This is a genomic window from Plastoroseomonas hellenica, assembly GCF_018129085.1.
Classification (GTDB): Bacteria; Pseudomonadota; Alphaproteobacteria; order Acetobacterales; family Acetobacteraceae; genus Plastoroseomonas; species Plastoroseomonas hellenica.
The window spans coordinates 25,534-35,200 of the sequence record NZ_JAAGBB010000055.1 but is presented as its reverse complement, the minus strand read 5'-3'; the positions used below and the strand labels follow the sequence as shown (position 1 = coordinate 35,200).

The 9,667-nt window shown below is 70.3% G+C and carries 11 protein-coding genes; 5 read left to right on the top strand and 6 right to left on the bottom strand.

Annotation, left to right across the window (positions count from 1 at the left end):
- The 3 genes from GXW71_RS28815 to GXW71_RS28805 form a co-directional block, all read left to right on the top strand.
- Nucleotides 1-370 (top strand): peptidoglycan-binding domain-containing protein (locus GXW71_RS28815; protein WP_211856166.1); only part of this gene is annotated, 370 nt, incomplete at its 5' end.
- Nucleotides 371-384: 14 nt separating this feature from the next.
- The gene (locus GXW71_RS28810) at nt 385-1,278 is read left to right on the top strand and encodes a c-type heme family protein (RefSeq protein WP_211856165.1); all 894 of its coding nucleotides are present in this window, start codon (nt 385-387) and stop codon (nt 1,276-1,278) included.
- Nucleotides 1,271-2,575: a serine/threonine-protein kinase gene (locus GXW71_RS28805; RefSeq protein ID WP_211856164.1), complete on the top strand. Its 1,305-nt coding sequence runs from the start codon at nt 1,271-1,273 to the stop codon at nt 2,573-2,575. The genes GXW71_RS28810 and GXW71_RS28805 overlap by 8 nt, the downstream gene beginning before the upstream one ends.
- Before the next feature lie 22 nt (nt 2,576-2,597).
- Here GXW71_RS28805 and pcaG read toward each other — a convergent pair whose 3' ends face one another.
- The 6 genes from pcaG to GXW71_RS28775 form a co-directional block, all read right to left on the bottom strand.
- Nucleotides 2,598-3,209 (bottom strand): protocatechuate 3,4-dioxygenase subunit alpha, encoded by a 612-nt coding sequence (gene pcaG, locus GXW71_RS28800; RefSeq protein ID WP_211856163.1) that lies wholly within the window; start codon nt 3,207-3,209, stop codon nt 2,598-2,600.
- Nucleotides 3,210-3,220: 11 nt separating this feature from the next.
- Entirely contained in the window at nt 3,221-3,937 is a 717-nt protein-coding gene (locus GXW71_RS28795; protein WP_211856162.1) for a dioxygenase family protein, read from the bottom strand.
- Between the two features lie 38 nt (nt 3,938-3,975).
- Nucleotides 3,976-4,953 carry a tripartite tricarboxylate transporter substrate-binding protein gene (locus tag GXW71_RS28790; protein ID WP_211856161.1) on the bottom strand — a complete coding sequence of 326 codons (978 nt, stop codon included), beginning with the start codon at nt 4,951-4,953 and terminating at the stop codon, nt 3,976-3,978.
- A gap of 195 nt (nt 4,954-5,148) precedes the next feature.
- On the bottom strand, nt 5,149-6,114 hold the full coding sequence (locus tag GXW71_RS28785) for a tripartite tricarboxylate transporter substrate binding protein (protein ID WP_211856160.1): 966 nt from the start codon (nt 6,112-6,114) through the stop codon (nt 5,149-5,151).
- A 5-nt stretch (nt 6,115-6,119) separates the two neighbouring features.
- Nucleotides 6,120-7,082 (bottom strand): VOC family protein, encoded by a 963-nt coding sequence (locus GXW71_RS28780; RefSeq protein ID WP_211856159.1) that lies wholly within the window; start codon nt 7,080-7,082, stop codon nt 6,120-6,122.
- Between the two features lie 30 nt (nt 7,083-7,112).
- Nucleotides 7,113-7,994: a fumarylacetoacetate hydrolase family protein gene (locus GXW71_RS28775; protein WP_211856158.1), complete on the bottom strand. Its 882-nt coding sequence runs from the start codon at nt 7,992-7,994 to the stop codon at nt 7,113-7,115.
- Between the two features lie 121 nt (nt 7,995-8,115).
- Here GXW71_RS28775 and GXW71_RS28770 point away from each other — a divergent pair, with 121 nt between their 5' ends.
- Nucleotides 8,116-8,817 carry a GntR family transcriptional regulator gene (locus tag GXW71_RS28770; RefSeq protein WP_211856157.1) on the top strand — a complete coding sequence of 234 codons (702 nt, stop codon included), beginning with the start codon at nt 8,116-8,118 and terminating at the stop codon, nt 8,815-8,817.
- A gap of 433 nt (nt 8,818-9,250) precedes the next feature.
- On the top strand, nt 9,251-9,640 hold the full coding sequence (locus tag GXW71_RS28765; RefSeq protein WP_211856156.1) for a DUF4280 domain-containing protein: 390 nt from the start codon (nt 9,251-9,253) through the stop codon (nt 9,638-9,640).
- Nucleotides 9,641-9,667: the final 27 nt, after the last annotated feature.

Sequence of the window (9,667 nt, the reverse complement as noted above, 5' to 3'; positions counted from 1 at the left end):
GGCGCCGCCCGCCGCACCCGTGGCAGAGGCTGCGCCCCAGCCGGCGCCTTCCGCAGCGTCGCCTGCCGCCGAGTCGCCACCGGCCATAGCCGCGGCGCCCAGCGCGCCGGCAGCCTCGGTACCCGCCGCGCCACCTGCCGCGCCGCCCGTCATCGATCTTGTTCAGCTGTCCGAGGCCGATCGCCGCGCGATACAGACCTCACTTCAGATGCTCGGCTATTATCGCGATCGGATCGACGGCAATTTCCGCCCGAGCACCCGCACCGCAATCCGCCGCTATCAGCGCGAGATCGGCGAGGCTGCCACGGGCGGCCTGACCGCCGAGCAGGCCCGGCGCCTGATCGCCGGCGCGGCCTCACGGCGTCGATAACAAAAGGCATTCAGATGGGCCTCCGCGCCAAGTTCAACCTCGTCATGCTCGGGACCTTCCTGCTCGGCCTGGCGCTGGCGGCGATCCTCGCCCGCGGCATCGCCGAGCAGGCCGTGCGGCAGCAGATCCTGCAGGAAGCCACGATGATCATGCGGCAGGCGACCGCGCTCCGCGGCTATACCCAGGGCGAGATCGAGCCGCTGCTGCGCGACAGCTCAGCTTCGCGCTTCCTGCCGCACACCGTCCCGTCCTGGGCGGCGCAGACCGTGTTCCGCACCGTGCAGCGCGAGGCCAGCGAGTACAACTACAAGGAAGCGGCGCTGAACCCGACCAATCCGGCGGACCGCGCCAGCGACTGGGAGGCGGCGATCATCGACGGCTTCCGCCGCGATGGTGCGCGCACCGAGCATGTCGGCGAGCGCGAGACGCCGCAGGGCCGCGCCCTGACCTTCGCCCGTCCGTTCCGCATCACGGACCGCAACTGCCTAACCTGCCATTCCACGCCCGATGCCGCGCCGGCCTCGATGACCGATCTTTACGGCCGGGAGAACGGCTTCGGCTGGCAGCTTGGCGACGTCATCGGCGCGCAGATCGTCTCCGTGCCGATGCAAGTGGCCCTGCAGCGGTCGGACAGCCTGCTCTACGCCTTCCTCGGCGTCCTTGCTGGCATCTTCGTCGCGATGATCCTGCTGGTGAACCTGCTGCTGCACCTCGTCATCATCCGCCCGGTGCAGCGCATCACGGCGGCGGCGGAGAAGGTGAGCGCCGGCGCGCTCGACGAGCCGGAATACCAGTTGAGCGGCCGCGACGAGATCGCCTCGCTCAACCGCTCCTTCAACCTGATGCGCCGCAGCCTGGTCAATGCGATGAAGCTGCTCGGCGATCCCGCGCCGCGCGGCCATGGCTGACGCACTGCCATCGCGCATCGGCCGCTATGTGGTGCGAAGCGCGCTCGGCCGCGGCGCGATGGGGGAGGTCTATCTCGCCCATGATCCCGAGATCGACCGCCCGGTCGCGGTCAAGCTGGTCGCCGCGGCGCTGCTGGAAGGCGAGGGCGCGGAGGAGCATCTGCAGCGCTTCCGCGCGGAGGCCCGCGCCTCCGGTCGCTGCAACCATCCGAACATCGTCGCGGTCTACGATGTCGGCCTGCATGAGGGCCGGCCCTTCCTCGCCATGGAATATGTCGCCGGCCGTGACCTCGCCAATCTGCTCGCCGAGGGGCGGCGGTTCACACCGACCGAAGCAGCCAAGCTGCTGGGGCAGTTGCTCGATGCGCTCGGCAGCATCCATGCGGCAGGGATCGTGCACCGTGACCTCAAACCCGCCAATCTGCTGCTGCATGGAGAGCTGCAGCTCAAGCTGGCGGATTTCGGCATCGCCCGGATGGATGGCACGGGCCTCACCCAGACCGGCGCCCTGATCGGCACGCCGGCCTATATGTCGCCCGAGCAATGCCGCGGCGAGACGGTGGATGCGCGCACCGATCTCTTCACCGCCGGCGCCCTACTGCACGAGATGCTGACCGGCGAGCGCGCCTTCGGCAAGGGGGCCTTGCTCGCGGTCATGCGGCGCATCCTGGAGGATCCGCCACCGCCGCTGCCGGCCGCGATCCTGAGCGTGGCGCCGGGGCTCGGGATGGTGCGTGATCGCGCGCTCGCGAAGCGGCCGGAGCAGCGCTTCGCCTCCGCCGGCGAGATGGCGGCGGCGCTGCGGCAGGCCGGCTCGGGTGCCGCCACATCGCCAGGCGACGACACCACGATCATCGCCGCGACGCCCGCTGCGACCGAGGCGATCGATCCGGGGATGCTGGAGAGCATCGAGCGCAGCCTTGCATCCTATGTCGGGCCGATCGCCGGCACGCTGGTGCGCAGCGCCACGCGCCATGCGGTGAAGCCGGAGACGCTCGCGGGCCGGCTGGCGGAGAGCATCGCGGACGTGGGGGAGCGTCGCCGCTTCCTGGAGGATGTCCGACGCCTGGTGCCGGCGAAGGCTGCCCCCGCGGCACCGGTCACCATGCGCCCGGACAAGGTCGAGCTGGAGCGCCTGGTCGCGGCGCTCGCCGCCCATATCGGCCCGCTGGCCCGGGTGCTGGTGGCGCGCGCCGTCGAGGATGGCGGCTCCGGCGAGGCGCTTTGGGAACGGGTCGCGCAGCATATCGACGATGCCGCCGAGCGAGCGCAGTTCCTGCGCCGCAGGAAGGATTGACCAGCTTTTTCTCGAACCGGCGTCAGTCCTCGAAGAACGGGGTTTCCTCGTCGACGCTGCCGCGCAGGCGGATGTCGAAGCGGAACACGCGGAGCCCCTCCGCCTCGCCGTCCGGGTGTGCGACGAGCCGCCCGCGAAGGTGTTCGGGCAGCAATGCCAGCACGGGATCGGTCAGATTCTCGGCCGGGAAATCCGGGAAGAACGCCGTGGTCAGGACGCGCCGCATCAGTCCGGCGCCCATGGCGGTGAGGTTGACGTGCGGCGCGCGGCGGCCGGTGCCGTCGGTGTAGCCGCCGGGGAGCACGGTACGGAACTCGAACTGCCCATCCTCGTCGGTCCAGGCGCGGCCCCAGCCGAGGAAGTCGGGATCCGCCAAGTGCCGCTCCGGGTCGAGCGGGTGGTCGAAGCGCCCGCCGGCATCTGCCTGCCAGGCTTCCAGGATCATGTTCAGGCAGGGGAACCCGCCCTCACGCGTGACCTGCCCGCGCAGCAGGATCGCCTCGCCCCGCCCGGTCGGCGCCGCGTCGGACGCGACGCGGGTCAGGTCGTTGTCGCCCTCGCGGAAGAGCGTTCGCGGGAAGAACGGGCCGATGGTCTCCTGCGAGGTCGGCGGCAGCGGTGCGTCGGCCGGCATCGGTCGTTCTTTCAGGGCGTCTGTGGCGTGGCGTGCCGGCCGCGCAGGACGATGTCGTGGGTGAAGCCGAGCCACTGGTCCCCGACCTCGGCGGGCGGCAGGTGCCGCGCGATGAGGCGTCCGCGTGCCGCGGCGTCCGGCGTGGCGTGCAGGATGCGGTCGAATTCGTTCAGGGGATCGCCGGGGAAGTACATCTGCGTGACGAGGCGGGAGAGCGAGGATGGCCCCAGGATCGAGAAGTGGATATGCGGCGGCCGCCACCAGGTCTCCTTGACCGGCACGGGGTAGGCGCCGGGCTTGATGGTGAAGAAGGCGTAGCGGCCTTCCTCATCGGTGCGCACGCGTCCGTTGCCGACGAAGTTCGGGTCGAGCGGTGCGTCCCTCTGGTCGATGGGGTTGTAGTAGCGCCCGGCGGCATTCGCCTGCCAGAGCTCGACCACCGCACCACGGACCGGCCGGCCATCCTCGTCGAGGATGCGCCCGGCCAAGTGCATGAGCTGTCCGATGGCGATCTTGCCTGGGGCAAGCTGGGCGAGGTTCGCCTCATCGCAGGGAAGCTTGCGCTGGAGATCGAGCGGGCCGGTGGCCTCGGTGCGGCTCACCGGCCGGCGCTGCGGCGGCTGCGAGGGCGTGTGCGTCCAGGTGTTGGTGTAGCCGGGCACCGGGACATCGGGCTCGATGCCCTGGGGCCAGGGGTCGAAGCGGTCCGGCAGGTCGTGGGTGTTCATGGCTGCCTGTCCTTGGCGCGATATGATCGGGCTGGCCGCTACTCGTCCGGGTTGAAGCCGGAGGCCGCGACGATCGGCGCCCAGGCCGCGTGCTCCCGCCGCATACGCGACCGGAAGGCGTCCGCTTCCAGCACCAGCGGCGCGATATCGATCCGCGTCAGGGCGTCCTGGAGCTCCGGCGTGGCGGCCGCGGCCGCGATGGCGGCCTGCAGCGCGGCGACCACCGGCGCTGGTGCCCGGGCCGGCAGCACGGCGCCGTACCACTCCTCATGCGTGAGCTCGCCGAGGCCGGCCTCGGCGAAGGTGGGCACGTCCGACAGGCGTGGCAGCCGGTCCGGCGAGGTCACGGCGAGCAGGCGAGCCTCCCCGCCGCGGTGGAAGGCAGTCATCTCGCCGATCGGCAGGATGACGGCCTGGATGGTGCCCGCCAGCAGGTCCTGCATCGCCGGCGCGGAGCCGCGATAGGGAACATGGTTCAGCGACAGCCCGGCCGTGCGCGCGAACTGGGTGCCGATGAAATGCGGCATGGAGCCCGGGACCGGGCTCGCCCAGTCCACCGCCCCACGGGCCTTCGTCCAGGTGACGAAGTCTTGCAGCGTCCTGGATGGGTGGCGGGCGCCGACCGCTAGGCCGAAGGGGAAGACGCAGACCGGCGAGACCGGCGTGAAGTCGTTGAGCGGATCATACCGCAGCGTCCGCGTGTAGAGATGCGGGTAGATCGTCAGCATGCTCGCGGGGGTAACGACGAAGGCGCTGCCATCGGCCGGGAGCGGCTTGAGCAGCTCCAGCGCCAGGCGGCCGCCGGCGCCGGGGCGGTTGTCGACGATCACCTGGCTGCCCATGGCAGCGCGCATGCGCTCGACATAGATCCGGGTGACCGCATCCGCCGTGCCGCCCGGCGGGAAGCCGACGATGGCCCGCCCGGTGCGGCCGGGCTGCTGCGCCGCGGCGCGCTGCGCAAGTGCTGCGGCGGCGATTGCCGCAAGCGCGGGCCGGCGGCCGACGCCGCCGCTCATGACAGGCTGCCCAGGGCGGCATTCCCGGCGGTGTTCCGGAAGCGGAGCTTGGCCATTGGACGTCTCCCCGTCAGCCTTCTTCGGTTGCTGCGACGACGGGTGGACGATGCCCAAGCGGCCCATCCTGCGTCAATAGATCATATGATTGGCCTATAGGCTGCCGCCATGACTGCGCGCGTGAGCCGGGGTGCGCGATCAGTTGAGCGTGATGCCCCGCAGCAGCTCGGCCTTCTGCGCCACGTCCTCTGTCAGGCGGCGGGTGAAGTCAGGGCGAGCAAGGAAGTAGCTGGCCGGCTGCGAACCGGTGCGCGCCGCGGTCCGGTAGATCTCGCTCGCTGCCGCCGTGACGCAGGCGGCCTCGATGCGAGCGATCCGGTCCTCCGGCGTGCCGGCCGGCGCGAACAGGCCGCCGAAACTCGCCGGCGAGACCGCAAAGCCCTGCTCGATCGCGGTCGGCGCCTCCGGGAAATCCGGATGCCGCTCCGCGTCGAAGACCGCGAGCACGCGCACGTCGTTCCGCCCTGCCGCTGAGCCGAGCACGATGGAGCCGACGTCGATCCGCCCGGTCAGCACCTCCGTCATGACAGTCCCATCGGCACGGTAGGGTACGTGCTCCAGCTCGCTGCGCGCGGTGATCGCCCATTGCACCATCGCGAGGTGGGGGATGGAGGTCACGCCCAGCGTGCCGTAGGTGACGCGTCCCGGCCGGGCTTGCGCCGCATTCTGCAGGTCGCGCAGGCTGCGGATCGGGCTGTCCGGCTTCACGACCAGCGCCATGGTGTTGTTGAACACCTGGCAGATCGGCTGGAAGGAATTCGTCTGCAGCCCAGTGTTCGGCATGACGATCGGCAAGGTCGAGGCAACGAGCGCCGGCGCGAAGAGCAGGGTATGGCCATCCGCCGCCGACCGCGCGACGGAGACGGACCCCACGGACCCCGCGGCGCCATCGCGGTTGAGTACCATGACCGACTGGCCGAGCAGCGGCGACATGGCCGTCGCCAGGGCGCGCGCGAGAAGGTCGATCGCATTCCCGGGCGGGTAGGGCATGACGATCTGGATGGGGCGCGCGGGGAAGGCCGCCTGCGCGTGCAGGCGAACAGGCGCGGCCAGGCCGAGCGCCGCGGCGCCGGCGGTGAAGCGACGCCGTGTGATCTGGCTCATGGCGCTCAGCTCCGGCCGGCTTCGGTGTTGGTGACAAAGTCCGGCGGCGGCGTCGGGCCCCAGAGGTAGAAGCCATCCTCCAGCGGATGGCTCGCCTCCTCCCAGTCCACATCGGCGGGCACGTAGTCGATATCGGCCGAGAATTCGCACCAGGACCCGAAGGGGTCGCGGACATAGTGGAAGTAGTTCGATCCCAGTACGTGGCGGCCAAGGCCCCAGCCATGGCTGAACCCCTTGTCCGCCATGGCCATGGCGCCGAGCCCGATCGCGGCCAGCGAGGGCACGTCCCAGGAGAGGTGATGCAGGCCCGGCGCCTCCGATTTCACGAAGGCCATCAGATGATGGTCGCTGCCATGGACGCCGTGCAGGAAGGCGATGACGTCGCCCGAACGGTCGGAGACGCGGAGCCCGAGGGCGCGCGTGTAGAAGGCGATCGCGCGATCCACGTCGGGCGTGAACATCAGGATATGGGACAGCCGCCGCGGCATCTCCCGCTGCGCCTTGCGACGATAGGGCGCATTGCGGGTCGCTGATGGCGTCGGCTTCAGCTCGACCACCGCCTTGGCATCGGGCGTCGTCTTCACGCCGACGCGGATCTCGAGCAGCGTGCCGTCCTGGTCGCGCAGCCAGAGCCCATTGCTGTCGAAGCCGGGCGGCGGGTCGAGCAGGCGGATGCCCTGCGCCTCGATGCTGGACTTGAAGCGCGGCAGGTCCTCCTCGAAGCAGTGGAAGGCGATGTGGTGCATCGCCTTGCGCGCGGCCGGCACGACGCGGCCCCAGCGATAGCCGTCGCCCGCGGTGTGCAGGCCGAGATGCTCGCCCTGTTCCGCCACGTGCAATCCGAAGGCGCCGTAGAAGGCTTCTGCCTTCTCGAGGCTGGGCACGCCGAGCACGAATTCGCCGACGGAATGCACACCGAGCACGCCCGGCTTGCGGCTGGGGGCATAGTGGCCTGCGATGGCGGTCATTGGCTTTCCTCCCTCCCTGTCCCGGCGCTTTCAGGCGGCGGCGCGGCGTTCCCCCGCTTCGTCGATAATGGGATTGCGCAGCACGCCGATCCCCTCGACCTCCACCTCGCAGACATCGCCGGGCTTCATCCAGAGCGGCGGCTTGCGCGCCAGGCCGACGCCGGCCGGCGTACCGGTGACGATCACATCGCCCGGTTCCCAGGTGATGGCCTCGCTGAGGGTGGAGACCAGCGTCGCGACGTCAAAGATCAGGTCGTCGGTCGAGGCGTCCTGCACCACCTGGCCGTTCAGGCGGGTGCTGATCCTGAGCCCGCGCGCACCGGGCGGCAGCTCGTCCGCGGTGACCAGGAAGGGGCCGAAGGCGCCAGTGCCGTCGAAATTCTTGCCCACGGTCCATTGCGGCGCCCGCATCTGGTAGTCGCGCACCGAGGCATCGTTGAAGATCGCATAAGCGATGACGTGATCGAGCGCATCGGCCTTCGCGATATGCCGCCCGCCGCGGCCGATGACGGCCACCACCTCGCCCTCATAGTCGAGCTGTTCCGAGATCCGCGGGCGGATGATCGGCGCGCAATGGCCGACAAGGCTCGACGCGAAGCGGGCGAAGATCGTCGGGTAGGACGGCACCTGGAAACCGCTCTCGGCCGAGTGGTCCGCATAGTTCAGGCCGACGCAGACGATCTTCGGCGGGCTCGGCAACGGCGGCAGGAGCTCCACGGCGTCGAGCGCAATCTCCGGGCCGGCAAGCAGCGCGCGCCCGGCGGCCGCGAGGGCACCCGGACCCTGCGCGATCAGGGCGTCGAGCGCGCCAGGATGCCCGGATTCACCCGCCAGAAAGCCGTGGAAGGCGCCGCCCTGCACGGCGGCCGCGATCCCGGGCCGCCCTCCCTGCCGGAATGCCGCGAAACGCATGGATGCATCCTCCTGCTTTCCTTGCCAGCGGCTATACGGGCCTGAAATCGGCCGGTCAAATTAAAATCTATTTTCTTTCCAAGAATGGATTTTATGCTCGCTGCTGGCTAGGGTATTCGCCATGCCACGAGATCTCCCGGGCGCCAGCCTTACCCAGACCGCCTATGAGCGCCTCCGTGCGGATCTGCTCGCCTGCCGGCTGCGGCCTGGCGAGCGGTTGCGCATCGCCGATCTCTGCGCGGCGCTCGGCGTCAGTCTGAGCGCCGTGCGGGAAGCGCTGTCGCGCCTGACCGCGGAGGGGTTGGTCGTGGCCGAGCCGCAGCGAGGTTTCCGTGCCGCGCCGATCTCCGTCGCTGACCTGCGCGATCTCACCGCGGCGCGCATCGAGATCGAGACGCTCTGCCTGCGGCGCGCCATCGCCTCCGGCGATGTCGGCTGGGAGGAACGCCTGGTCGCGGCGCATCACCGCCTGTCGCGCACGTCGGCGCGCGATCCCGCCGACCCCGACCGCGTGGCCGAGCCTTGGGCCGAAGCGCATGGTGCCTATCACGAAGCGCTCGTCGCCGGCTGCGGCAGCCCCTGGCTGCTGCGCCTGCGCGCGATCCTCTATGCCCAGAGCGAGCGATATCGGCGGCTGTCACTCCCGCTCGCCCGCACTGAGCGCGACCTGGCGCGCGAGCATCGCGAAATCATGGACGCCACGCTGGCGCGCGACGCGGATCGGGCCGCTGCGCTGCTCACCGCACATTTGCAGTTGACCAGCGCGATCCTGCTCGATGCCGAGGAGAGCGCGGAGATGCCGGCCCTCGCCGCCGGCCGCTGATGCGCTCGCGGTTTCGCTTCCGGCATCCGCGCTGCCGCCGTCCCGTTCCGGGGCCAATCAAGAAATCCTGAATTCGGCGCTTCCCGCCGCAGAATTCAGTTCCTTTCAGAACGCTCCAAAGACGTTTCAGGTCCGTAAGGCACATCATCGGCATCGGATGGCCACGCTGGGGTGTGGCGCCGCCGCACGTCGCCGAAGGGAGCCCGTTCGTGGAACGCCTCAGGATGAAATGGCCCTCGCTGTCGCAACGCCTAGCGGCGCTGGAACGCGACGGCGCCCTTGCCGCGCTCCGTTCTGACGCGGCGGCCGCCACTTCCGAGCCGGAACTGCGTCGTCTCGGTGCCGTCTGGCGCGGCGCGGTGCTGCGCGTGCTGTTCGCGCCGGGACGGAGCCACAGAATTGCACGGATCGATACGTCAGGGAGGAAGCCAGGATGCCGCTTTGGGTGATCGATGGCGCCGTCACCGCCTGCACCTTCGGCACTGCGCCCAGCACCCTGGCGGTGCTGCCGCATCGGCGCGCGACCCATACGCGCAGGCCGATGGCAACGATCTTCGACCATGCGCCGATGGTGAACATCAAGCCCTTCGGCGCCTGCACCAGCCCGGCCAACCCGCAGGTCGCCGCGGCGACGGCGGCGGCGCTCGGCGTCCTGACGCCGCAGCCCTGCCAGCCCGCCACGCCGTCGCCCTGGATCCCAGGCAGCCAGGGCCGGGCGATCCAGGGCGAGCTCGCGCTGCGCGATGCCTGCGTCTGCCCATGCCTCTGGGGCGGCACTGTCAGCATCGTCTCGGCCGGCCAAGCCACTCAGTACGTGCCCTGACAGCGCATCCCATCCGACCGGAGCCCC